This window comes from Prevotella sp. E15-22, from assembly GCF_023204875.1.
Classification (GTDB): domain Bacteria; phylum Bacteroidota; class Bacteroidia; order Bacteroidales; family Bacteroidaceae; genus Prevotella.
Window position 1 is genome coordinate 1,759,313 of sequence record NZ_CP096247.1, and the last position, 24,242, is coordinate 1,783,554.

Genomic DNA, 24,242 nt, shown 5'->3' on the forward strand with positions numbered 1-24,242 from the left:
TCTTTACAGGAATCCCTATTTCAACGACTTATTAATCTCATCAATATAGTTAAGCACCTCATCACGACCGCGAGCCTTCTCGGACGAAGTAACAAAATAGGGAGGCATCTCTTCCCATGTTTCCAGCATCTTCTGAACATATGCATTAACATTGGCCTTCACTTTACCTTCCGACAACTTGTCGGCCTTGGTAAAGACAATAGCAAAGGGAATAGACGAGACACCCAGCCAATTGATAAATTCCAGATCGATATTCTGAGCCTCATGGCGGATATCTACTAGCACGAAAACATTCACCAATTGCTCACGACCAAGAATATAGCCACGTATCATCTGGTCGAGTTTAGCCACCTCGCTCTTTGATCGCTTGGCAAAGCCATAACCTGGTAAGTCTACCAAATACCATTCGCGATTCATTAGAAAATGATTAATAAGGAGCGTCTTACCAGGAGTAGATGATGTCTTTGCCAATTTCTTATTGCGAGACAACATGTTAATCAAGCTCGACTTTCCCACATTCGACCTTCCAATAAAAGCGTACTCTGGCTTATTGTCTTTCGGACACATTCCAACATTAGGCGACGACAATGTGAATTCTGCAGTTTTAATATCCATTCAGTAATATGATTTGACGGGAACTATTAACTATATATGAAACAGTACACTGAATAAAAAGACAAAAAAGGGGCGACTCGCTTGTTTAGTTCGACGCCCCCTATTTGATTCAATTATCTTATTCTATCAAGCGATCGGACAAGTTTCTCGTCTTTAATGATTCGCTTTCTAGCAACAAAAGTCAGCAATACTGCAGCCAAAGGCATAGCATGATACCAATCTATCGTAGGCTGTTTTACTGCCAAGATAATATAATACGCTACACCCATCAGCATGAGAACCAAACACCATGTAGATTGTGCTGGACGATTTTTAAACAAGAGAATACATCTCAAAGTAACTGCCATCATTATACAAGACAGCCCATTAAAAATCCACTCATCCGCACGTCCAACAAAGAGTCCTACAACCAGCAATATTAACGCAAGTAGTAGGTAAACGGTTTGTATGCGCTGTATCATGCCTCTGCGGTCTGAGCGTCCTTAGCAGGGTCGCGCCAGTATACTTTTCCTTCAATGAACTCCTGAGTAGCCAGCAGCGAGGGCTTTGGCAGTTTCTCATAGTAACGTGAGATTTCAATCTGCTCACGGTTCTCGAACACCTCTTCCAAAGCATCATTATAAGAAGCAAACTCAGCCAGTTTCTTTGACAGGTCTTCTTTAATCTGCACTGAAATCTGATTGGCACGCTTAGCGATGATGGATACGCTCTCGTAGATATTTCCTGTCTCATCGCAGAGATCCATAATGTTGCGGGTTACGGTATTTACCGGTGCTTTTGATTTCTTGTAATCCATGTTTTTCTATAAATTATTCAAATGATGTTATTTTATTCTATTTAATCTTTCACAACTTTCTTGCACTTAACTATATACTTCTCTGCAGTTGCCCTGTCTTTCGACTCAGGAAACTCATTGATAAAGCCATAGCACTCGTCCTCGGCGTCACGATAGCGTTCCAACTTCTTATCCTCAGTGGAATTCTCGGCCAATTCAAACTTACTCTTCATAATCAAGGCAGTAAACTCCTCACGCCATCTCATATAAGGATAGTTCTTAAGAGCATTTTGAGCGACAATGATACAAGAAGAATAATTGCTTTCGGTGCTTGAAGAAATATTTCCAAAGTATCCACCCAAATTGTAATAGAGTTGAGCTGACAGCAACTCCTTCATCACAAGTTTATCCTGTAATTCAAAAAGACGATCTTGTGCATTCTGATACAGTGAAGAATTGGGGAAATAATCCAAGAACTGCTGATAAGCATTGATGGCACCAATTGTTGGAGTCTGATCCAAACGAGGTTCCGGAGCACTCTGATAGAGCGACTGGCCAACATAATACATAGCACGCTCTGCATAGATGCCACGAGGGTACGACTGAAAATATTTTCGGAATGTTGCTGCAGCACTCTCATAATCCGCATTCATGAACTGCGACATGGCAAGCATGTATAACGACTCCTCCGCTTCATCCGTGCCTTTTTTTGTAGTAATGAGATCCTGCAACAATATTTCAGCTCGACTGAATTGCCCCTGCGCAAAACACTGCTTGGCATATTCATATCGATAATCTAAATCCGAACTCTTAAAAACCCTATTAAATTCGCTAGCACAACCCGTCAAGACGAGTGCGAACGAAACTATGATAATGAGTTTAATTTTCATTTTACTAATATTTGGACTGCAAAATTACTCATTTTTCTTTAAACATACAAGAGATTATATATTTTTTAACCGCTGATTATACAGATTTCACAGAATATTAGTACCTTTGCCCCAAAATTTATGAATTTTAAACTTACTTCAAAATACAAGCCCACGGGCGACCAGCCCGAAGCCATCCGCCAACTAACGGATGGTATTAATCGTGGCGACAGAGCTCAAGTGCTACTAGGTGTCACTGGTTCTGGAAAGACATTTACGATGGCTAACGTGATTGCCAACGTAAACAAGCCCACCCTGATATTAAGTCATAACAAGACGTTGGCAGCCCAACTTTACGACGAGATGCGCGGTTTCTTTCCCGACAACGCTGTAGAATATTATGTAAGTTATTACGACTACTACCAACCAGAAGCGTATCTACCATCAAGCGACACATACATAGAAAAAGACCTGGCTATCAACGAAGAAATAGATCGACTTCGGCTTTCAGCAGTAAGCAGCTTATTATCAGGACGAAAAGATGTTGTTGTTGTATCATCGGTTTCATGCATATACGGCATGGGAAGTCCCAATGCACTTTCTGAAAATGTCATTGAGATTCGCCAAGGTCAAAATATTGACCGTAATGCTTTGTTAAGAAAGTTAGTTCAATCACTTTATGTTCGCAATGATCTTAATTTGGAGCGAGGAAACTTTCGAGTGAAAGGTGATACGATTGACATCTACATGGCCTACAACAACATTATTCTGCGCGTCACCTTTTGGGACGACGAGATTGATGCAATAGAAGAACTCGACCCCATCACCATGTATCGCACTGGTCGATACGCCGAATACAGAATATATCCGGCCAACCTTTTCATGACCACACAAGAACAGACAAATCAAGCCATCCATGATATTCAGGACGATCTGGTGAAACAAGTGGCTTTCTTTGAAGAATTAGGCGATGGCATCAAGGCACAGCGTATCAAAGAGCGTGTGGAATACGATATGGAGATGATCAAAGAGCTAGGGCATTGCTCGGGCATTGAGAACTACTCACGCTATTTTGACGGGCGAAAACCAGGCGAACGCCCATACTGCCTACTAGATTTCTTCCCAGATGACTATCTGCTGTTTATTGACGAGAGTCACGTAAGCGTACCGCAAATTGGTGCTATGTACGGTGGCGACAGAGCTCGCAAAACCAACCTCGTAGAATATGGATTCCGCCTGCCTGCTGCCTTTGACAACCGTCCTCTAACTTTCGATGAATTTCAGAAGGAAGTAAAGCAAGTAGTCTATGTCAGTGCAACTCCTGCCGATTTTGAATTAGAAGAAGCGGAGGGCGTCGTTGTCGAGCAAGTCATCCGTCCTACAGGCCTTCTAGACCCAGAAATAGAGGTACGGCCAAGCGAACATCAGATTGATGACCTATTAGAAGAGATTCGCATACGTATTGAACGTCAAGAGCGCGTGCTTGTAACCACCCTTACCAAACGTATGGCCGAAGAGTTGTCTGAGTTCCTGCTGAACCACAACATCCAAACAGCCTATATTCACAGCGATGTAGCCACACTTGATCGTGTCCAGATTCTGGAGAAACTACGCAAGGGCGAATATGATGTATTGGTAGGCGTCAATTTGCTTCGTGAGGGTCTCGACCTTCCAGAAGTATCACTCGTTGCCATTCTCGACGCCGACAAGGAAGGTTTCCTCCGTTCACGCCGTTCGTTAGTACAAACTGCAGGCCGTGCCGCCCGTAATGTCAATGGTCGCGTCATCATGTATGCTGACACCATTACCCATTCAATGCAGGAAACGATTGACGAGACGAACCGTCGAAGAATCAAGCAATTGCGCTACAACGAGGAACATCACATCACACCAAAACAGATTATCAAGACACTGAACAGTTCGTTGAGCAGAGATGACCGTCCGGACGTGAAGGAACTGAAGACTGCCATTGGCGGAAAACAAGTGGAAGCGAAGATTGCAGCCGACCCAATAGAGCTTCAGATGACACGTCCGCAACTGGAAAAGCTTATTGCCGAGACTACACGTCGCATGAAGGAAGCCGCCAAGCAGATGGACTTTATGCAAGCTGCTCAGTATCGCGACGAAATTATACGAATGCAAAAGGAGTTGGAATTAAAGTAATCCCAACTCCCTTTTGTATTTTTCATTCTATGCAATTATAATCATTCACTCATTTATTGCTCCGCAATGTGGGCAAACACCTTTGTGATATAACTTTTCTCCACATCGCCCACAGAAATAGGCTGCCCTACTCTTATGCACGTACTGGCGAATGGCCAGATAAGCATAAAGAATTAAAAGCGGATAACCAATATAATACAAGGTGGAAATGCTGAAAACAACGTAGTTAATAGCACAGACACCCATAAGGCCAAGACCATAGAGTATCGTCTCGCCCAACGACAAATGGCGACGAATGTCATCGACAGCCGCAAGGGAAATAAGTAGGAGCCCCCAAACCGACACGATGAAAACACTGAGATGCAACGGAGCTGCAAAGGGGTTAAGTGTGGGATGATAATAATAATGACGCCACGAATCGGGAGCAGCGAGTTGAATGGTGCTGTAGAACACGGCAGACGCTGCGACGAAAAGAGCCAGGAGCGTAGGATAGAACGACGGAATATCATTAAAATGCACAATCTTGGCATTACGACGCGTCAATGCCCAAATCGTATAGATAGCCGCCACAACGGCCCAGAATGCCAACATCAGCAGCAAGTGGGTGTCAGAGAAAAAATCTATGAACTGAGAAATGGGGTTATCGGGTGCCACGCCAGGCAACATTTCTTTCTCGCGTATCCATCCAATAGTCATCTGATCGCGTGCCACCTGAACCCACACGGAATCCACCGTATCAGAAGGAAGAGTCATGATATCAGCCACCACCAAACGGTCGTCATGATAGACGGCAATCGTGTCAACCAGCATCTCGCTGAGCAACTCTGATGGCTGCTGAACAATGAGTCGCAAAGAGTCTGCCGTCACCATGAAATTATAGTTCTGTGTATAATGGTGAGTGGTATAGAACGATATGGAGTCCATCTGTTCTTCCGTCACAATCCAGGCATCTGACGTCTCCGGATTCTGATGATAACAGCTGTTCAGCATCAGAATCATCATACTGAGGAAGCAAAGATAGAACTTATTCATTGGCATAGACATTCATTTGACAACGTTTACAATCGAACTCTAAACGGAACGTACGTCCATCCCCCAACCGAAGCGACAGGGGTTCCTTCCATTCGGGTCGGCGTCCGCCATTCTTCACGCAGAACCCCAACGAATAGCGCAGGCAATGGCGGCACTGCATGATGGGGCCTTGCTGAGGACGAATCTCATAGGCATTGCCAGCAGAAACATTGAGCTGTTCATAGAACTGACGTGCCTGCTTGTTGGACACATTATACAGATAAGGGAAATCATATGTCTGCGCATCGCAAGTGGCACACTTACGGGGCGTTAGCATGGGCTTTTGATGATACGAATCCTGCAAGGCAACAACCTGACGGCGCAAATCGGCCAGCAAACTGCTTGGAATAAAGAAGTTAAAATCGGCAGGGATGTCCACCTCAGAGCATTCATAGGGTGTGCCGCCAAGTTTCGTCAGCTGACGATTAATATTCTCGCGTGGGTCTTTCTGTGCCTCCTGATGCTCGGCCACGATACAAGCCTCAACATCGTTCATCCGCAACGAAAAGCCAGCATGTGTGGCACGTATAGACATTTTGACAGGAACCTTACGTTCGGCACTAGACTTTGCAAGCAGTCGTTCCATCTCCTGGTCATTATTACGATAAAGACGCAAGCCCGGACGCAGGTTTTCGGGCATCTTCAATGGGAAAAGCCGATTGCCCTCTACCCTATTCACACGGAAGCCCTCTAGCTCACGATTATCGTTTACGAAGCAGAGGCCATCGCCATTACTGAACGAAGCCACACCCGCCACATTAAAAGAGTGTCCGCGAAGTTCCTTCACAGTGCCAACAAACTCACCCATAGCCTTCGGAGTATCAAAAGAAGCAATATTGGGTTGTCGTCCGTTGAGGAAATAGGTTGTGTAGCCGCGATTAAAAGTCTTGCGCAAATCGGGCTTAAACGTATAAGAACAATGACCTTTCGACGCGCGTTCGTAAGCCGAAGCATGTCGGCGGATATAGTCGTTGAGCAGCTCGCTATAGGCTGCTGTGACGTTTTTCACATAAGTAACATCCTTCAGTCGCCCCTCAATCTTAAAGCTTACAGCGCCAGCCTCGATGAGTTCGCCTAAATGTTCACTCTGGTTCATATCCTTGAGTGATAGGAAATAACGCTGACGATCGAGCACTTCGCCGTCGGCATCAAGCAAATCAAACTTCATGCGACAGAACTGGGCGCAAGCGCCACGATTGGCACTGCGACCGAAACAATGTTGCGAGGCATAGCAAAGTCCGCTATAGCTGACACAAAGAGCGCCGTGGACAAAGACTTCGAGCTCAGTTTCAGGAACTTCACGATGGATATCGGCAATCTCATTGGCCGATAGTTCGCGAGCCAAAACAACACGCGCGAAGCCAAGAGAACTGAGCCAACGCACCTTCTGCGGTGTGCGATTGTCAGTCTGCGTACTGGCATGAACGGTGAGACCTATCTCCTGAGCCATCTGCATCACACCCATGTCCTGCACAAGAACAGCATCGACCTCAGCATCTTTTAATTGCTGAAGCAGCAATCGCGTATCCTCCAGTTCGTTGTCAAAGACTATTGTATTAACAGTGACATAGACTTTTGCGCCAAAACGATGGGCATATTGACAGAGAGAGCGGATGTCGTCGACACTGTTTCCCACTGCCGCACGCGCCCCAAAGCGCTGCGCACCTATATACACGGCATCGGCCCCATGATCAATGGCAGCCATACCGCACTCCAGATTTTTGGCTGGAGCCAGCAGTTCAAGTTGTCTCATCCGATCTTTGTAATATCGTAAGGCGTCTCCTGATAGACGTAATAGTTAATCCAGTTACTATAAAAGAGGTTGGCATGAGCACGCCATGTGACCATTGGTGGCTGCTGAGGGTCGTCATTCCGATAATAATTGAGAGGCATCTCTACATCATCGCGCACACCAAAATCGCGTTTATACTCTGTATCGAGCGTATTAGGCGCATATTCCAAATGACCAGTGATAAAGAACTCACGTCCCTGGCGACCCATGACAATGCTGACACCACTGTCCTCCGACTCGGCAATGAGCTGAAGTTCCGGATGAGTGAGGATATCTTCCTTCCTCACCTCAGTATGACGGCTATGTGGCATCATAAACTTATCATCGAATCCACGGAAAATGGGCATTTTGGGGTCTAAAGTGTGTTGTTCGAAAATGCCGAACATTTTCTTGTCCAGAGGATATTTGGGCACACCATAATAATGATAAAGACCTGCCTGAGCAGCCCAGCAGATATACAAAGTACTCGTCACATGAGTGCGAGCCCAGTCGAATATATCCACAATCTCATCCCAATAGGTCACCTTCTCATAGTCCATCGTCTCAACGGGTGCACCGGTAACTATCATGCCATCAAACTTCTCATTGCGCATCGACTCAAAGTCGCGATAAAACATCATCATATGCTCAATGGGCGTATTCTTTGGTGTATGACTCTTCAGCTTCATGAAGTTAATATCCATCTGAAGCGGCGTGTTCGACAACAAACGAACCAAATCTGTCTCTGTAGTAATCTTCAGAGGCATCAAATTCAAAATAACAATGCGCAAAGGACGAATATCCTGTGCATGAGCCCGCGAGTTATCCATCACAAAGATATTCTCATTTTTCAGAATATCTATCGCAGGCAATCTGTCTGGTAATCTTAAAGGCATTAAAACTTATTATTCTTCTACATGAACTACAATCACCGACACATTATCAAAGCCACCAGCATCCTCGGCCATCTGGCATAGTGTTTCAGCATCACATCCATCCATCATTCGCTGACAGATGATGTCGTCACTAATCATATCTGTGAGTCCATCGCTACAAATGAGTAGCTTATCGCCCACCTCTATCTTTTCTGTAATTTTCTCTATATCAATATAGCAATCTTTGCATCCGCCACCAATACAATTCACAATCTGACTGGAGTGTTCCTTCAGACCTAAGACCTGACTCAGCGAGTGGTCTGTGGTAAGCTGTCGCAGTTCACCTTTATGAAGCAGATAAAGACGGCTATCGCCACAATTCATCCAATAATACTCACCTGCCAGATAGGCCAGAGCAACCACAGTAGTGCCCATATCGGAATAGGCTGGATTGGCAAGTCCGCGTGAGTTAATCTCAAGACTAATGCTCATCAGCCATTTCCGGATAGAAGAAGCAAACTCATCGGCTGGCAGATTATTAGGCAAATCACCAAAGAAATAGCGCAGGCTATGAAGCACCTCAGAACTCGCCACTTCGCCACATTTATGACCGCCCATGCCATCGGCCAAGGCCAATATCAGGCGCTCTGAACTAGTAAGATCAATGGTTTTACTTTCAACAGCATCACGAATGAAATCGTGATCAAGCATAATCATATCCTCGTTGTTGGCTCGTACGCAACCAACCCTACTTGATGCAGTAATATAAAAATGTGCCATATGATGATTTAATTAATACTTACTTTCAATACAACATTGGCCAAAGTCACAATGTCACCATTCTTAAGCGACATTTCGACATCAGGCTGTAACTTATGATCATTCAACTTTGTTCCATTTGAGGAATGCTTGTCAACGATATGCCATCCTGTCTCGGGATAGAACATCAGCTGCGCATGCACTCCCGACATGTATTTCTGCTGTTGGAAGAATTGCACATAAGGTCCCTGACGTCTTCCAATCACGCCTCCATTGATGCCAATGATGCGGATGCCAAGCGAATCATTGTAGAGCAATAATTGCGGAGGCATTCCGCCACGCTGTGAATGCGAAGCATTGACTGGTCTGTTTCCCGTGGTATTAAGATAGCGCTGAGAACTAGATAGGAATCCCTGAGACATGCCCATAGACATAGAGACACTGATACTATTTGAGCCTCTACGCTGATAGTCGTCGGCCGAGAGCATCAGTCCGCCACACGATGTGCAGCGACGTCCCATTCCCACACGTCCACATTTCTCGCAATAGGTCAGCATCTGACCACATTGGTCACAGTAATGGGAATCGTCATCTATTTCTTCTTTGCAGTTTGGACAAATAATCATCTTTCTTTAATATCTTCTGGAAGTATTAACTGATATGTTTCTTTCGTCACCTGATCGGGGGGCAACTCGGCTACACGGACAGACAACTGCTGTATCGTCTCGTCAAGCATGTTACGAATCTCACGAGCATTTCCGAAAGTCTCGTCCTTGGTACTCAACATCCTACAGATAACATCGAGTGCCTTGAACTCCGCTGTAGGCGACAGGACATACTGCTCTTTCTCGGCCATTTTCTTGAAAATTGCCAACAGTTCATCCGCATTGTAATCCTCAATATGAAGCTTGTGAGTGAAACGACTGGCTAGTCCTGCGTTCATCGTCAAGAACTCATCCATCTTATCCTGATAGCCGGCAGCGATAACCACAAACTTACCACGGTCGTCCTCCATGCGCTTCATCAGCGTGTCTATGGCTTCCTTGCCATACTGGTCGTTTTGATCAGAAAGTGTATATGCCTCATCGATGAACAGGATGCCACCCATCGCTTTGTCGCACATTGCATTGACAATCTTAGGTGTCTCACCCATATACTTTCCTATCAGCGTTGCCCTACTTGCCTCAACGACATTGGCGGTTGGCAACACCTCAATAGCTTGCAGCACCTCGCCCATCTTACGGGCAATGGTTGTCTTACCCGTTCCAGGATTACCCGTCAGGATAAAGTTCATACTCATTTGTTGAACACTACCTGCTCCCATAGCCGCACGTTGTTTAATAAACATGCTTTGTACAGCCAGACGGCGAATGGCATTCTTGACCGAACGCATACCGATGAACTCTTCCAGTTCCTTGAGAACCTCGTCCAGCGAGCGTGCAGGTCCAGCATTGCCTTGAGCAGTAGGCAGATCCTCCACCTTGAAGCGATACATATCATTCAGTTCAAAGCCGTTAGCCTCGTCATCGCACACCTGAACGCCAGGTTGATTCATCTCCTTCACCAGTCGCTGACTCTGTCGCTCCACTGTCTGGTCGAAGATTCTACGAGCCTCACGCGCATTGCCAAAGTTCTTGTCACGACGCAAATAGAGTTGTTCAAACAATCGATGAACAGCAGTTTTCATCTCGTCATCAACAACAAAGTTCTTTGCTGTAGACATATTTACAAAGATCTGCGTCAACTCATCTGCAGTATAATCCTCGAAATGGATAGTCTGCGTAAACCTACTCTTCAGGCCCGGGTTCGAGTCGATGAAGTCGTGCATATTGTCTGTATAGCCAGCCACAATACATATAAACTTGCCGCGATCGTCCTCCAGACGCTTCAACAGAGTGTCAATGGCTTCAGCGCCGAAAGTATCGTTATCACCCGACTTCAAGGTGTATGCCTCATCAATAAAGAGTACGCCACCCATAGCCGAGTCAATCAACTGGTTGGTCTTGATGGCAGTCTGTCCTGCGAAGCCTGCTACCAACTTCGAACGGTCAGCCTCGACCAATTGTCCACGCGAAAGGATGCCCAATGTCTTGAAAACATCGGCCATGATGCGAGCAACGGTAGTCTTACCGGTACCTGGATTACCCGTAAACACATAGTGTTTTCCCTGGAAAGTATTTGTCTCGCCACGCTTGATTTGAAGAGTCAGGAAAGCAGTCAAGTTAGAAACCTCCTTCTTAACCGACTCCAATCCCACCATACCATCAAACTTCTTCAGACATTCTGAGCAATCGACAGCCTGCGGAGCCTCATACGGGATATCCTCGGTGATGAAAGTCATTAATTCGTCGTTACTCATTTGAGACACATCACCTGTTTGCAATCTGCGAGCCTGACGCTTACATATCTCATCAAACAGAGAGCGCATCGTGCGTCCGTTAGCAAAATCCTTATCGCGTGTGTTATACAGTTCCTTAATCTGCTTACGAACCAACTCCTCTGCCTCGGGCGAGAACTTATATTTCTTGCCTCCCAGAAACACCATCAAGATCTGATAGAGCTCGTCTGGGTTATAATCCTCCAAATTTAGGAAATAGTTAAAGCGGCTACGCATTCCCGGATTGATACGGAATAGATTATCCATTTCCATACGATAGCCCGCAGCAATAACCACGAACTTACCACGGTCGTCCTCCATGCGCTTCATCAGAGTCTCCAAGGCCTGAGCTCCTTGTGCATCGCGGTCGCCCGCCTGACTGACAGGTGCCAGAGTATAAGCCTCATCGACAAAAAGGATGCCGCCCATAGCCTTGTCACACAGTTGGTTAACCAATTTAGGTGTTTCGCCCTGATACGGAGACACCATCTTTGAACGATCCACCTCGACCACATGACCTGAGTCCAGATAGCCGATGGCCGCTAAGATCTCGCCCAACTTACGAGCAATGGTTGTCTTACCCGTTCCAGGATTACCCGTCAAGACAATGTGCATAGACATCTTTTGATACTCACCCAATCCACGTTCGGCACGTTGCATGTCGTTTTGTACGGAATAAGCCATTTCCTTCACAGCTTGTTTCACGTCGTTCATGCCGATGAACGTATCAAGGTCGCTCAAGATCTGATCCAGAGTTCTCTCCTCGGGCACATATCCCCTGATATCCTCACACTCCACTATCGAGTCTTTAGCACCTCTACTGATGAAAGAAGTGAAGATGTCCTCAGCCGTTTTCATGGCCAAGTGAGCATTACCAAAGGTCTCGTCCTTAATCTTTATCTGATATTTGAAGTAGCGAGTCAATTGCTTGTCAGCCTCCTCTGAGAACGTTGTAAGACTATACTTCGTGCGCAGCTGTAGCTTGGCGATGTCACACAGTTCCTGACAATTAGGTGTGGGCAGGTGGAACATGTACTTAAAGCGGTTCTTAACGGCAGGGTTATTCTCGAGGAACTCCTCAAAACCCTTAGGCAAACCTGCCATCATGACAATAGGATTGCCCTCCCACTTGTCCATTTCCACAAATAACTTGTCCAATGGATTCACCTGATTAGAATACTTGTCAGGTAGCAGTTTCTGAACATTATCAAAGAAGAGGATGCCGTTTCGAGCCTTCTTGATATTCTCGTCCCACTGATCAACGAAACGCTGATAGTCCACAGCGTCAACCATCGTCAGTTTTGGTTTTTCCAGAATCTTATGCTGATAGAAATAATCACGTATAATCTCTGCAAGAGCCGTCTTTCCCGTACCAGTCTCGCCCATGATGATGGCATTAAGAGAGAGACGTATGGTAGAGATATCCTTACGTGTGCGCAAATAAGCATAGGTATCGACAACGGTCTTCAACTGAGTCTTTACATCCTTCAGTCCAACCAACTTGTCGAGTACATGCTGCGACACCAAAGGCTGACCGCACCATTTGCAGAACTTGGCGCTGTTCCTATTTTCCTTATGACAGATTTCGCAAATCATTTTATACTCTCAGATGTTTTATGAGTACTTGCCGTTTTTTATTTCCAGCCAACAATGAGTGGACTGAACAAACACAACTCGAAAATCATGACGAAAGCCAACAGCGACCACAAGATATAGTGGATCACCGATTCGCCAGACAAAGAGTTGATATGGTCTTCAATTTCGTCGAGCACGCTGAAATGCGTAGCTTTATAACGTTGCGACTTCGTTTTAAATGCGAAATACAGCGGTTCAAGCAGAGTGGTTTTAATATCCTGCTGAGCCAAAGCCTCGTTAACGAACTTCTTATCTAGTTTCTGATCACGACTAAAGTCGGTCAACTTAGCCACTGCCACATACACCCCAGTAAAGGCGAGTACGGCAAGATGGAACAGACTGGGGAAATGACTGTTTACATAATTCAGTCCGTAATAAGGCAAATATGCTGTGAGTAAGCCTAAGCCACCCAGAATCAGCGAGAAGAAAGCACCGATACCTTTGAAATAAGAACGTGCAGCCACGATGACACCCGTCATACCGCCCAAGGGCAGGATGATACACATGATATGGTGGCGGAAGATGTATGTTCGGTCGTCCAGTCCAAAGATGAGAACCATCAATGCCCAAAGTCCACTGAGCACGAAGAACGACATGCGACAAATCTCCTCGCGATAATGAGCCGTGCGCCATTCCACACGTACCTGATCAATACGGTCTTCCGTCTCGGTTATAGCCTTCTTATAGCGGCGGTAGAAGTTCTGCTGAGGATCAAGTTCTCCCAGCGCCTTCACCCATTCGGCCAGTTCTTGTTCATAGCTATATTCCTCGTCGAAATACTGAGAAGGATCCTCGTGATAGAACACCGACATCCATTGCATCAACGACCCCGTACGAATCTCCGTACGAATCTGCGGCATCTTCTTCGAGTCCAGATTTCTTCCGTCGGTCAGCATAGTGCCGTTCTGCAGATAGTAGACAGGCTTGTTGCCTAAGATACAGCAGAAACGATATAGCGCTGTATGAAGGTCGTAGGCTCCCAATCGCTCACGGTTTTCCTCCGACATCAAGTCAAAGCACCTTCCAGCTTCGCTAACCAGCGAGTCCCAGCCATACTGACGGGCATAGAAAACGAATCGTCCGTTGGGGTCGGTATATTCCACCATCAGGTCGGCCAGTTCCTCCTCCGACATGCGTTGACACTTTATCAAGTCGTGAGCCAGTAAAGCTCCAATCTTCTCGGGTGTCGAAGCCTCTTTCAGGTCGTAGGCAGCGAAAGGCTCAATAGAATAGAGCACCTTGTAAGCCAACGACATGGAGAACGGTTGTTTCTCCGTGAGCAGTCGAACCTTTTCACAGATGGTCAGATCCTCGTGAGAATAAAGCCACGACAGCAGTCGACCGTCACACAAAGCATGCCAATCGTCCTCACGCACATCCTCGTAGCCAAACGAATGAACGATTTCCTCGACCGACGACGACGGCAGATGTGCAATAAAGGGGATATTAGCATCGAGCTCGAATATCATTCTGAGCACAGCCACTTTCGGATCCAGTGCACCATCGAAGTACTTACGCAAGCGCTTCACGTCGCCAATGCCGCGAGCCTCGAGCCACAGGAAGAGCGAATCGTTGGGATTCATCAGCATGATGGCATACTTCTCCTGATAGGTGAGCAGCGACATTGCGATAGCCATCACGTCCTCACACTCCTCATTGCTCACGTCGCGATAGTTCATCGTGGGCTCCATCGCATAGCAGCTGGCGTGCAAGCCCGCATGCTGGTCGTTAGGATACTTCTTCTCGACGATATCCTTAACGATGGTCGACATCTTCACGTTGCCACTCTGCTCCAGCCACTGGATGATACGACCATTATAAAGATAGTTCATGCCCAACTGCTCGTTGTCAAGCAGCAAGGGCACCAACTCATGTACGTTCTCAGCAATCAAGTTACGCTCGGGATCCACCACGAAGCTCTTATAGCGCAGGAAGGGCGATGATATATCGACAGCCACGTCCTCACCTTTAAACCAGCGCTCCACCTCGTCATATCCCCAGCGCGTCTGCTGGTTTACGGAGGTCAGACCCTGAACAATCTGCTTCACCCTGTCGGGCAATTCATTCAAGCGCGGCAGACGGCCCTCGTTCTTCTGCTTCATCATGGTGCGCTCGTTGGTACTCATAGGACTCTCGCCCAACCAGAGTGCGAACAGCGTCATACCCAGTGAATAGAAGTCGGCAGCATATGTAATCTCCACCACGCCGTCGATCACATCGGTATACATCTCAGGCGCAGCATAGATAGGCGTACGCGCCTGCGTTGTGCGGAACGACTTTCCTGGTGCGTCCTGCAGAGAAGAAATACCAAAGTCGCCCAGCACCAGTTCCTTCTGATCTTCGTCACGGAAGAAATAGTTGGTGGGCTTAACGTCCTTGTGCAGCACATAACTCTTATGACAGTAGGCCAATGCGGCAGCAGCCTGCAGGGCCAAACGGCGGAAGCGGTTGAAATCGCCATGAAGTTTCACATCCTTCAGCGTACCACCCTTCAGATACTCCATCAACTCGTACTGACGGTTCTTACCGTCGACATACGTTCTGCCATAATCAATGAGGTTGACAATCATCTCGAAATCGAACGAGCGGACAACCTGCATGAGTTTCTTGTTGATATCGAAGTTGGGGTAATAGAGTTTGAGCACGTATTCCTTGCCATCCTTTTTAACCAGGAACACCTGCGCCTCACCCGTATTCTCGCTAAGTACAGAAGTCTGTTCGTATTCAATGCCGCGAAGATTGAACACGGTAGGAGCGTCAATGGGATCGTTCGAGATGTCGGTATTAGGACGCATCGTTGTTTCGCCGCCACCACTATAGGCCATTGTCCTATCGCTATCATTGCTGCCATAGGCCATGGTCTTGTCGCTATCATCATCATCGTTCATGATGGTGGTACGTTCGCCATCCATGATAGTAGTGCGCTCGCCATCCATGATAGTGGTGCGTTCGCCGTCCATGATAGTGGTGCGTTCGCCGTCCATGATAGTAGTGCGTTCGCCATCCATGATAGTGGTGCGTTCGCCGTCCATGATAGTAGTGCGTTCGCCATCCATGATAGTGGTGCGTTCGCCGTCCATAATGGTGGTCTTATCGAGGTCGTCAGACAAATCGCTGTCTCCGCCCATTATCGTCGTTTTTTCGAGATCGTCTGCCATTATTACTTATCGTCCTTGATTTCTTGTTTCGAATTATGTCCCAGGATGACCCATGTGCCACCCATCTGAGGCTTAGCGCATCCACAGGGACTGGAGTGAAGCGCCTGCTTATAGTTGCATTTCCATGCCAGACGCACACCAGCAGGCTTCTGCGCCATGGCGAAGTTGCGCACCTTAGCGGGCGATTGATGTGGCGGAATGGTCATGCGACTGAGCAGCTCGGCCAACTGGTCCAGCTTCTTCTGCTTAGCCTCCTGCAATTCCTCCTTGGTGACGCGCTTTTTGTGAGGAGCAGGAATCTCGGGAAACTCCTCGCCCTCGTCCTCGGCCAGCAGTCGGAGCACACGCTCGCGAAGTCCGTGAAGGTCGTCGCCACGCTCCTTGTCCTGCACCGTCTCGTAGGGCAGCTGCATCTGCAGTTCGTTGTATTCGTGCGAGAGCGACATCAGCTCCTTGTATTCGGGCAGCTGACGCATCTCGGCCAGAATAGCCTTAGCTTCGGCCGTGAGGGGCTGTCCACACTGTTTGCAGAAAGAGAAGTCGTTCAGTGTATGACAGGCCGGACACACGATGCCGCCACGAGGCATGCCGCACTGCGGACAATAGCCATCGTTGATATTAAAGTCGGCACCACAGAAAGAGCAAACGTCCTGACGGATGTAGTGGTGACACACCTCACAGTAATCAGCGTCGGGGTCAATCTCGCTACCACAGTTAGGACATGTAGCCATATGCAGTGGTTCGCCACACGACGCACAGAACTGAGCCTCGGGCTCGTTCACGGTGCCGCATTTAGGACACACCACACCATTGGCAGCATCGTCTTGCATCATCATCTGCTGCTGCATCATGGGTTGTTCGCGCTGCATCTGCAGTTCGCGTTCCCTTTGTATCTGGTCTGAAAACACGGGTCTTTCTTCTGTCATTTTCGGTTAATCATTGATGAAATTAATGCTGCAAAGATACAAATTGTTTGTGATATCTGCAAATAATCACATAAAAAACTTTCGTTCAGTTATTTATTTTCAAAGAAAAGCCCGCAAACAGGCTGACTGCGAGGAGTCAACCTGCCTACGGGTATTTCATTTTTCCTTAACAGAACCGGGTGCTTACCAGAGAGGCAGACGCTGGTCCTTGGGGATGAACATCTTGTCGCCCTCCTTCACGCCGAAGGCCTCGTACCACGCATCGATATGAGGCAGTGCGCCATTGACGCGCCAGCGGCCCAGCGAGTGAGGATCGCTCTTGGTGCGGTTGCGGATTTCGGCCTCGGTGATATTACCAGCCCACACGCCAGCATAAGCCAGGAAGAAGCGCTGGTCGGCGGTGAGTCCGTCGATGACGGGCAGCGGATTGTTCTTTGTAGCGTTCTTATAAGCAGCATAGGCCACCATCAGACCGCCGTGGTCGGCCAGGTTCTCGCCCAGTGTCAGTCTTCCGTTAGCGTTGAGGTCGGGCAGCACCTTGATGGCCGAGAAGAAGTCGGCATACTTGTCGGTGCGTGTCTTAAACTGCTCACCGTCGGAAGCGGCCCACCAGTCGTGCATATTGCCGTCCTTATCGAACTGACGACCCTGATCGTCGAAGCCGTGGGTCATCTCGTGACCGATAACCACGCCGATGGCACCATAGTTGAAAGCATCGTCGGCCTCCATATCGAAGAAGGGACGCTGCAGGATGCCGGCAGGGAAGCAGATCTCGTTGGTGGTGGGGTTATAGTAGGCGTTCACCGTCTGAGGATTCATATACCAGTCGTCGTTGTCAACGGGCTTGCCAGCGGTGTGCTCAATCTCGTAGTCGTTCCAGAACTTGCGGCAGGCCAGCATATTCTCGTAGTACGACTTCTTGGGGTCGATCTCAAGCTTTGTCATGTCGATCCACTTGTCGGGATAGCCCACCTTCACATAGAACGTGTTCAACTTCAACAGGGCGTTCACCTTTGTCGAGTCAGACATCCAGTCCTGTGCAGCAATGCGCTCGCCAAGGGCAATCTGCAGGTTCTTGATGAGCTTCGTCATGCGCTCCTTGGCAGCAGCGGGGAAGTACTTCTCAACATAGATGCGACCCAGGGCCTGACCCATCTGAGCCTCCACCTGACTGGTGGCACGGCGCCATGCAGGATGATCCTGCTTGCGACCCGACATCACCTTGCCGAAGAACTCGAAGTTGGCCTCGCGAACGGCGTTGTTCAAGCAGCCCGTAGAGCTCATGATGACGCTCCACTCCATCACGTCGCGATAGGTGGCGGGCTTCATCGTGGCCAGAATCTTGTTGGCGCCCTCCATGAAGGCAGGCTGACCAACAACCATCTCCTGCATAAACTCGCTCTTCAGTCCCTGGGCGTTCATCACCTGCTCCAACTTCAGGTTGGGATACTTCTCGGTAAACTCCTTCAGGGTCATCTTGTTGTAGTTGGCCTGAGGGTCGCGAAGCTCGGTGCGACTCTTCGAAATCTTGGCCAGAGCCAGCTCCAGGGCAAAGATGTTCTTCATCTTCTTCGTGGCAGCAGCCTTACTGAAGCCATAAACCTGAAACATCCTGACAATGTGCTTCTTATACTCGTTACGAATCTTGGTAGTGGCCTCGTCGTTCTCGAGGTAATAGTCCTTCATGCCGAGGGTCAAACCGCCCTGCTGAACGTTTAGGATATTCTGCGTAGCGTTCTTCTCGTCGGCACCCATGCCGGCACCATAGAACTCGGTGTTGCCATACTTGGCCATCTCCAGCTGGATGGCAAACAGCTGCTTCATGGTCTTGGCCTGCTCGAGGGCCTTCAAACGGGCCACAACGGGCTGGATGCCCTCCTTCTCGCGGCGCACAGAGTCCATGGCCAACTTATAGAGGTCGGACAGTTTCTGCTCGATGCTTCCCTTGGCATAAGTGTTGTTCAGCAGTTCGCTCAGGATGCCGTTGATGCGTTTGTTATTCTCCTCGCCCAGACGGTCGAAAGAGCCGTAGCGCGAATAGGCGGCTGGCAGGGGGTTCTGCTTCATCCATCCGCCACAGGCGTACTCATAGAAATCGTCGGCGGGCTTCACTGATGTGTCCAGATCACCCTTTGAAAGGCCCGAACCCAATGGCTTCTGAGCCATGGTTCCAAGCGACATTGATGTCAATGCCATAACAGTAAAAAATGTTTTGAGTTTCATTGTATGATTTGTGTTGCACAAAAATTGATTAGTTTCTTAGCATTTCGGCCTCTTCGGACAACTGCTCCCAGCGCTCCACCTCCTCGTCGAGCTGGCGCTTGATGTCGGTATACTCGGTGACGAGTGTCATGTCCGAGGCATTCTTGGGGTCGCACAGCAGGCTGTCGAGCTCTTTGAGTCGCTGCTCCATCTTGGCAATCTTCTTCTCGCTCTCCTCCACAGCCTTCTCGGCCCTCTTCTGGCGCTTCTGCTGCTCCTTATGCTCGGCATAGTCCTGCTTCTGGGCGGGTGCCGAAGGCGACTGAGCTGCGGGGGCTGCCGACTGTTTCGACGGACTCGAGGCACTTGAGAACTCGATGCGCTCGCCTCGCACTTCCAACTTCTCGGCTCTGTTGTGCAGGAAGTCGTAGATACCGCCGATATGCTCGCGAACCTTGCCGCCGCCAAACTCATAGACCTTGGTGACGAGTCCGTCGAGGAACTCACGGTCGTGCGACACGATGATGGCGGTGCCGTCGAAGGCGCGGATGGCTTCCTTCAGCACATCCTTCGATGGCATGTCGAGGTGGTTGGTGGGCTCGTCGAGAATCAAGAGGTTGACGGGCTCCAGCAGCAGGCGGATCATGGCCAGACGACTACGCTCGCCACCACTGAGCACTTTTACACGTTTTTCGGAAGCCTCGCCGCCAAACATAAAGGCGCCGAGTATGTCGTTGATTCTCAGTCGAATATCACCCTTGGCCACATTGTCGATGGTCTGAAACACGGTGAGGTTCTCGTCGAGCAACTGCGCCTGGTTCTGGGCAAAATAGCCTATCTGCACGTTGTGACCCACCTTGAGCGAGCCCTCGAAGGGAATCTCGCCCATGATACACTTCACCAGCGTTGACTTACCCTCGCCGTTCTTGCCCACGAAGGCCACTTTCTCGCCGCGCTTGATGGTGAGGTTCACGTGGTCGAACACCAGATGAACGCTGTCGGCCGAGGTGTTTGAGGCAATAGGATATGTCTTCTTGACCTCGTCGCAAATCACGGGATAGTCGCCACTGCGCAGACAGGGCGGGAACTTCAGGTGCATGGCCGAGTTATCGACCTCGTCGACCTCGATAATCTCCATCTTTTCCAACTGGCGCAGGCGCTGCTGCACCTGTACGGCCTTGGTGGGCTTATAGCGGAAGCGCTCCACGAAATCGCGGATGTCGGCCATCTCCTTCTGCTGATTCTCGTAGGCGCGCAACTGCTGCTCGCGGCGCTCTTTTCTGAGCACCACATACTCGTCGTACTTCACGCGATAGTCGATGATACGGCCGCAGGAAATCTCGAGGGTGCGGTTCGACACATTATTTATAAAGGCGCGGTCGTGACTCACCAGTACCACGGCCCCACTCCACGTGGCGAGCAACTGCTCCAGCCACTGGATTGACTCGATGTCGAGGTGGTTGGTGGGCTCGTCGAGCAACAGCACGTCGGGGCGGCGCAACAGAATCTTGGCCAACTCGATACGCATGCGCCAGCCGCCCGAGAATTCGGAGGTGGGGCGGTCGAAGTCGGTGCGCTCAAAACCCAGTCCGGTCAACGTGCGCTCTATCTCAGCCTCATAGCCCTCGGCACCCAGCATCTGATAGCGCTCGTGCTCGGCCGTAAACTTCTCGACCAGGGCCATATAGTCGTCACTTTCGTAGTCGGTGCGCTCGTTCAACTGCTGTTCCATGCGCTGAATGCGGTCGGCCATCTTCTGGATGTCAGCAAAGGCTTTTTGAGCCTCCTGACGCACGGTGGTGTCGTCCTGCAGTATCATCACCTGGGGCAGATAGCCCACCGTGGTGTCCGAGCCCGTACTCACCGTGCCCGCCGTGGGTTTCTCTTTGCCACAAAGCACCTTGAGCAGTGTGGATTTGCCGGCACCGTTCTTACCCACCAGGGCCACGCGGTCCTTATCGTTAATCACGAAGGTGGCGTCGCTGAACAGGGGCTTCACCCCGAATTCCACCTTCAGACCTTCTATAGATATCATATTCGCTTTCTCTGTCTTTCAAATACGATGCAAAGGTACAAAAAATTTCTGAAATATGCAAATTTTAGGGCGAACATGGGGCCCTTTTTACACAAAAACATCACATACGCGCGAAATAAACATCACACATCCACTCCCTCACCCTCACATTTGCCACAATGTAACAATATAACATTATAACATTAAGCACATTTCAAGGTGTCAGACACAGATACCCTGCATCATTATGCTAAATTATTATATATATTATAATATATATAATAATTTAACTGATAATACACCAACACCCGCAACTCCTTAGTGTGATACTGTTATACTGTTACAATGTTACACTGTGGCATTTTCACTTCTTTGCAAATTTTTACGCAAAAACAGTCGCCCATTTTTGGATAGTTCAAAATAATTCCGTACCTTTGCAGTATCATATTCGCAACATTTTTTAAACGCAAGAATGCATACAAGAGAAGAACAGATGAAGGCCTTCGGACGCCTGTTGGACGTGCTGGACCAACTGAGAGAGAAATGTCCGTGGGACAAGAAGCAGACCAACGAGAGCCTGAGGCCGAACACCATCGAGGAGACCTTTGAGCTCTGCGACGCGCTGGGTCGCGACGACCAGCACGAAATCATGAAGGAACTGGGCGACGTGCTGATGCATGTGTGCTTCTATGCCAAGATCGGTGCGGAGAAGGGCGAGTTCGACATGGCCGACGTGCTGAACCGACAGGCCGACAAACTCATCTTCCGACACCCGCACATCTATCACCCCTCGCAGGTGGGTGCTCCCGAACCGAAACCGCTGCCCTACGGCGAGGACAACAGCGAGCGCGAGTTTGCCAACGCCAAGACCTCGGAGCAGGTGCTGCAGAACTGGGAGCAGATAAAACTGAAGGAGAAGGACGGCAACAAGAGTGTCCTCTCGGGCGTGCCCGCCGCCCTACCCTCGCTCATCAAGGCCTACCGCATTCAGGACAAGGCGCGCAACGTGGGGTTCGACTGGCAGAAACGCGAGGATGTATGGCAGAAGGTGCACGAGGAACTGGGCGAGTTGGAGGCAGAACTGGCGCGAGAGGACAAGGAGCGGTCGACCGACGAGCTGGGCGACTTCCTCTTCTCGGTGATCAACGCCGCCCGTCTCTATCACCTCAACCCCGACAATGCCCTGGAGCGCACCAACCGCAAGTTCATCAGTCGCTTCAACTATATCGAGGAGCACTCTATCAAGGCCGGAAAGCCGCTCACCGAGATGTCGCTCGAGGAGATGGACGCCCTCTGGAACGAGGCTAAGCGCTTCGAGAAAAACTGCGAAAAAGAATAACATTAATCAATATAACTTAGAACTACCTGAAAAGATGAAAAAACTACTTTTTCCTATCATCGCACTGGCACTGCTGACGGCCTGTAAGGGCGGCAACCAGCAACAAACCGCTGACAACAACGACGAACAAGAGATAGAGTATGCCTATCGTGACTCGACCATCTATGGCTTCTGTGGCGAGGGCTCGGCCATGAACACGCTGCAACTGATCACCGACACGGGCGACACCATCAACGTGAGCGTCACCAGGGCGCGCGACATGGACAAGGTGTTCGGCGGCTATGCCGTGGGCGACGAGTTGGCCATCCTCGTCAACAAGGACACCACGGAGGCTACAATGGTGATAAACAAAAGCATGCTGCACGGCGAATGGATCATGCCGAACCCCATCGACGGCAGCTCGGAAACGGGCATCCGCATCCTGCGCGGCGGACTGGCCGAGAGCATCGAGCAGAGCAGCATCGTATATAAGTCGTGGCGCATCATCAACGGACAGATGCAGGTGCAGGCCACGCGCGAGGACGGCATCGACATGGAGGAGTATATGCTGTTCAACTTCGTAAAACTGACGCCCGACTCGCTGGTGATCCGCGACGAGGATGACACTTACGAATATACGCATCCAACGCCCGACGACGACGAATTGGAGGATGGCGTGAACTACGACTCGGGCGACGAAAGTGATTATAAAATTTAAGACAAAACGGACCACAATTAATGGAACCATTTCGCGTACATATCCTGGGCTGCGGAAGTGCCCTGCCCACCACTCGCCACCTGCCGTCAATGCAGGTCGTGGAGTGTCGCGGCAAACTGTTTATGGTGGACTGCGGCGAGGGGGCGCAACTGCAACTGCGACGCTCGCAACTGTCGTTCGAGAAGGTGGGTCACATCTTCATCTCGCATCTTCACGGCGACCACTGCTTCGGACTCATCGGACTGCTCTCTACCTTCGGACTGCTGGGGCGTACGGCCACTATCCATGTGCATGCACCGGCCGAGATGGAGCCTATGCTCAAGGCGCAGTTGGACCTTTTCTTCAACTACGACATCGGCTATAAGATTGAGTTCCATGCCGTCGACACCACCAAGCATCAGGTTATCTACGAAGACCGCTCGCTCAGTGTCGAGTCCATCCCATTGGACCACCGCATGCCCTGCGCTGGCTTCCTCTTCCGCGAAAAACCCACACTGCCTCACATCCGTCGCGAGATGATTGACATGTACGGCATCCCCGTGTCGCAAATCAACAACATCAAGGCCGGACAGGGCTACACGTTGCCCGACGGTACCGAGATTCCGCACGAACGACTGGTGACGCCTGCCGACAAGCCGCGCTCCTATGCCTACTGCTCGGACACGCGCTACATGCCTCGTCTGCACGAGATGCTCGAGGGCATCAGCACGCTCTATCACGAGAGCACCTACGCCAACGACAAAGAAGACGGAGCTCAGAAATACTTCCACAGCACGGCTCGACAGGCGGCCACGGTGGCTCGCGACGCCCACGTGGGCAAGCTGCTGCTGGGCCACTTCAGCGCTCGATATACAGACGAGAATATCCTGCTGAACGAGGCTAAGGAGGTGTTCGAAAACGCTTATCTCACGGCCGAAATGAAGGTTTTCGACGTGTAATCTGAAAAAACAGGGAAAATATTTGGAGGTTTCAAGGATTTTCTATATCTTTGCCACC

At 49.3% G+C, this 24,242-nt stretch carries 18 protein-coding genes; 4 read left to right on the forward strand and 14 right to left on the reverse strand.

The genetic code is table 11. The features are described from left to right. Nucleotides 1-15: 15 nt before the first annotated feature. The 4 genes from yihA to M1D30_RS07170 all read right to left on the reverse strand — a co-directional run bounded on the left by yihA (nt 16) and on the right by M1D30_RS07170 (nt 2,280). Nucleotides 16-615 (reverse strand): ribosome biogenesis GTP-binding protein YihA/YsxC, encoded by a 600-nt coding sequence (gene yihA / locus M1D30_RS07155; RefSeq protein ID WP_248502413.1) that lies wholly within the window; start codon nt 613-615, stop codon nt 16-18. A gap of 113 nt (nt 616-728) precedes the next feature. Continuing rightward, on the reverse strand, nt 729-1,076 hold the full coding sequence (locus M1D30_RS07160) for a DUF4293 family protein (protein ID WP_248502415.1): 348 nt from the start codon (nt 1,074-1,076) through the stop codon (nt 729-731). Continuing rightward, nucleotides 1,073-1,411: a DNA-directed RNA polymerase subunit omega gene (locus tag M1D30_RS07165; protein ID WP_248502417.1), complete on the reverse strand. Its 339-nt coding sequence runs from the start codon at nt 1,409-1,411 to the stop codon at nt 1,073-1,075. The genes M1D30_RS07160 and M1D30_RS07165 overlap by 4 nt, the downstream gene beginning before the upstream one ends. A 41-nt stretch (nt 1,412-1,452) precedes the next feature. Further along, nucleotides 1,453-2,280, reverse strand: a complete 828-nt coding sequence (locus tag M1D30_RS07170) for an outer membrane protein assembly factor BamD (RefSeq protein ID WP_248502419.1) — start codon at nt 2,278-2,280, stop codon at nt 1,453-1,455. Between the two features lie 120 nt (nt 2,281-2,400). Here M1D30_RS07170 and uvrB point away from each other — a divergent pair, with 120 nt between their 5' ends. Next, nucleotides 2,401-4,422, forward strand: coding sequence for an excinuclease ABC subunit UvrB (uvrB, locus tag M1D30_RS07175; protein WP_248502421.1), 2,022 nt, complete (start codon nt 2,401-2,403; stop codon nt 4,420-4,422). Nucleotides 4,423-4,467: 45 nt separating this feature from the next. Here the strand turns inward: uvrB and M1D30_RS07180 are convergent, their stop codons facing one another. From M1D30_RS07180 to M1D30_RS07225, 10 genes are all read right to left on the reverse strand, one after another. Further along, nucleotides 4,468-5,454, reverse strand: coding sequence for a zinc ribbon domain-containing protein (locus M1D30_RS07180; protein ID WP_248502422.1), 987 nt, complete (start codon nt 5,452-5,454; stop codon nt 4,468-4,470). Beyond that, entirely contained in the window at nt 5,447-7,246 is a 1,800-nt protein-coding gene (locus tag M1D30_RS07185) for a U32 family peptidase (RefSeq protein WP_248502424.1), read from the reverse strand. Before M1D30_RS07185 ends, M1D30_RS07180 begins: the two co-directional genes overlap by 8 nt. Next, nucleotides 7,243-8,160: a homoserine O-succinyltransferase gene (metA, locus tag M1D30_RS07190; protein WP_248502426.1), complete on the reverse strand. Its 918-nt coding sequence runs from the start codon at nt 8,158-8,160 to the stop codon at nt 7,243-7,245. The genes M1D30_RS07185 and metA overlap by 4 nt, the downstream gene beginning before the upstream one ends. A gap of 9 nt (nt 8,161-8,169) precedes the next feature. Then, entirely contained in the window at nt 8,170-8,919 is a 750-nt protein-coding gene (locus tag M1D30_RS07195; protein WP_248502428.1) for a PP2C family serine/threonine-protein phosphatase, read from the reverse strand. Nucleotides 8,920-8,927: 8 nt separating this feature from the next. Further along, entirely contained in the window at nt 8,928-9,524 is a 597-nt protein-coding gene (locus M1D30_RS07200) for an FHA domain-containing protein (protein WP_248502435.1), read from the reverse strand. Further along, nucleotides 9,521-12,871, reverse strand: a complete 3,351-nt coding sequence (locus tag M1D30_RS07205; RefSeq protein WP_248502437.1) for an AAA family ATPase — start codon at nt 12,869-12,871, stop codon at nt 9,521-9,523. Before M1D30_RS07205 ends, M1D30_RS07200 begins: the two co-directional genes overlap by 4 nt. 38 nt (nt 12,872-12,909) lie before the next feature. Beyond that, a complete protein-coding gene (locus M1D30_RS07210) occupies nt 12,910-16,068 on the reverse strand; it encodes a protein kinase (RefSeq protein ID WP_248502438.1) in 3,159 nt (1,052 codons plus the stop codon). A gap of 2 nt (nt 16,069-16,070) precedes the next feature. Beyond that, on the reverse strand, nt 16,071-16,994 hold the full coding sequence (locus M1D30_RS07215) for a zinc ribbon domain-containing protein (RefSeq protein WP_248502440.1): 924 nt from the start codon (nt 16,992-16,994) through the stop codon (nt 16,071-16,073). A gap of 183 nt (nt 16,995-17,177) precedes the next feature. After that, a complete protein-coding gene (locus M1D30_RS07220) occupies nt 17,178-19,217 on the reverse strand; it encodes a M13 family metallopeptidase (protein ID WP_248502441.1) in 2,040 nt (679 codons plus the stop codon). 28 nt (nt 19,218-19,245) lie between these two features. Continuing rightward, the gene (locus M1D30_RS07225; RefSeq protein WP_248502443.1) at nt 19,246-21,231 is read right to left on the reverse strand and encodes an ABC-F family ATP-binding cassette domain-containing protein; all 1,986 of its coding nucleotides are present in this window, start codon (nt 21,229-21,231) and stop codon (nt 19,246-19,248) included. Between the two features lie 451 nt (nt 21,232-21,682). Between M1D30_RS07225 and mazG the strand changes: the two genes are divergently transcribed. From mazG to M1D30_RS07240, 3 genes are read left to right on the forward strand one after another with little or no spacing between them, the layout of a single operon-like run. Next, on the forward strand, nt 21,683-22,549 hold the full coding sequence (mazG, locus tag M1D30_RS07230; protein ID WP_248502445.1) for a nucleoside triphosphate pyrophosphohydrolase: 867 nt from the start codon (nt 21,683-21,685) through the stop codon (nt 22,547-22,549). Between the two features lie 34 nt (nt 22,550-22,583). Beyond that, complete coding sequence (locus M1D30_RS07235; RefSeq protein ID WP_248502447.1) at nt 22,584-23,246, forward strand: lipocalin family protein; 663 nt, start codon at nt 22,584-22,586, stop codon at nt 23,244-23,246. Between the two features lie 20 nt (nt 23,247-23,266). After that, complete coding sequence (locus M1D30_RS07240; RefSeq protein WP_248502448.1) at nt 23,267-24,184, forward strand: ribonuclease Z; 918 nt, start codon at nt 23,267-23,269, stop codon at nt 24,182-24,184. Nucleotides 24,185-24,242: the final 58 nt, after the last annotated feature.

Excerpts from the sequence above, each read along its gene's own strand:
- yihA (WP_248502413.1), bottom strand. The coding sequence starts at position 615 with ATGGATATTAAAACTGCAGAATTCACATTGTCGTCGCCTAATGTTGGA.
- M1D30_RS07160 (WP_248502415.1), bottom strand. The coding sequence starts at position 1,076 with ATGATACAGCGCATACAAACCGTTTACCTACTACTTGCGTTAATATTG.
- M1D30_RS07165 (WP_248502417.1), bottom strand. The coding sequence starts at position 1,411 with ATGGATTACAAGAAATCAAAAGCACCGGTAAATACCGTAACCCGCAAC.
- M1D30_RS07170 (WP_248502419.1), bottom strand. The coding sequence starts at position 2,280 with ATGAAAATTAAACTCATTATCATAGTTTCGTTCGCACTCGTCTTGACG.
- uvrB (WP_248502421.1), top strand. The coding sequence starts at position 2,401 with ATGAATTTTAAACTTACTTCAAAATACAAGCCCACGGGCGACCAGCCC.
- M1D30_RS07180 (WP_248502422.1), bottom strand. The coding sequence starts at position 5,454 with ATGAATAAGTTCTATCTTTGCTTCCTCAGTATGATGATTCTGATGCTG.
- M1D30_RS07185 (WP_248502424.1), bottom strand. The coding sequence starts at position 7,246 with ATGAGACAACTTGAACTGCTGGCTCCAGCCAAAAATCTGGAGTGCGGT.
- metA (WP_248502426.1), bottom strand. The coding sequence starts at position 8,160 with ATGCCTTTAAGATTACCAGACAGATTGCCTGCGATAGATATTCTGAAA.
- M1D30_RS07195 (WP_248502428.1), bottom strand. The coding sequence starts at position 8,919 with ATGGCACATTTTTATATTACTGCATCAAGTAGGGTTGGTTGCGTACGA.
- M1D30_RS07200 (WP_248502435.1), bottom strand. The coding sequence starts at position 9,524 with ATGATTATTTGTCCAAACTGCAAAGAAGAAATAGATGACGATTCCCAT.
- M1D30_RS07205 (WP_248502437.1), bottom strand. The coding sequence starts at position 12,871 with ATGATTTGCGAAATCTGTCATAAGGAAAATAGGAACAGCGCCAAGTTC.
- M1D30_RS07210 (WP_248502438.1), bottom strand. The coding sequence starts at position 16,068 with ATGGCAGACGATCTCGAAAAAACGACGATAATGGGCGGAGACAGCGAT.
- M1D30_RS07215 (WP_248502440.1), bottom strand. The coding sequence starts at position 16,994 with ATGACAGAAGAAAGACCCGTGTTTTCAGACCAGATACAAAGGGAACGC.
- M1D30_RS07220 (WP_248502441.1), bottom strand. The coding sequence starts at position 19,217 with ATGAAACTCAAAACATTTTTTACTGTTATGGCATTGACATCAATGTCG.
- M1D30_RS07225 (WP_248502443.1), bottom strand. The coding sequence starts at position 21,231 with ATGATATCTATAGAAGGTCTGAAGGTGGAATTCGGGGTGAAGCCCCTG.
- mazG (WP_248502445.1), top strand. The coding sequence starts at position 21,683 with ATGCATACAAGAGAAGAACAGATGAAGGCCTTCGGACGCCTGTTGGAC.
- M1D30_RS07235 (WP_248502447.1), top strand. The coding sequence starts at position 22,584 with ATGAAAAAACTACTTTTTCCTATCATCGCACTGGCACTGCTGACGGCC.
- M1D30_RS07240 (WP_248502448.1), top strand. The coding sequence starts at position 23,267 with ATGGAACCATTTCGCGTACATATCCTGGGCTGCGGAAGTGCCCTGCCC.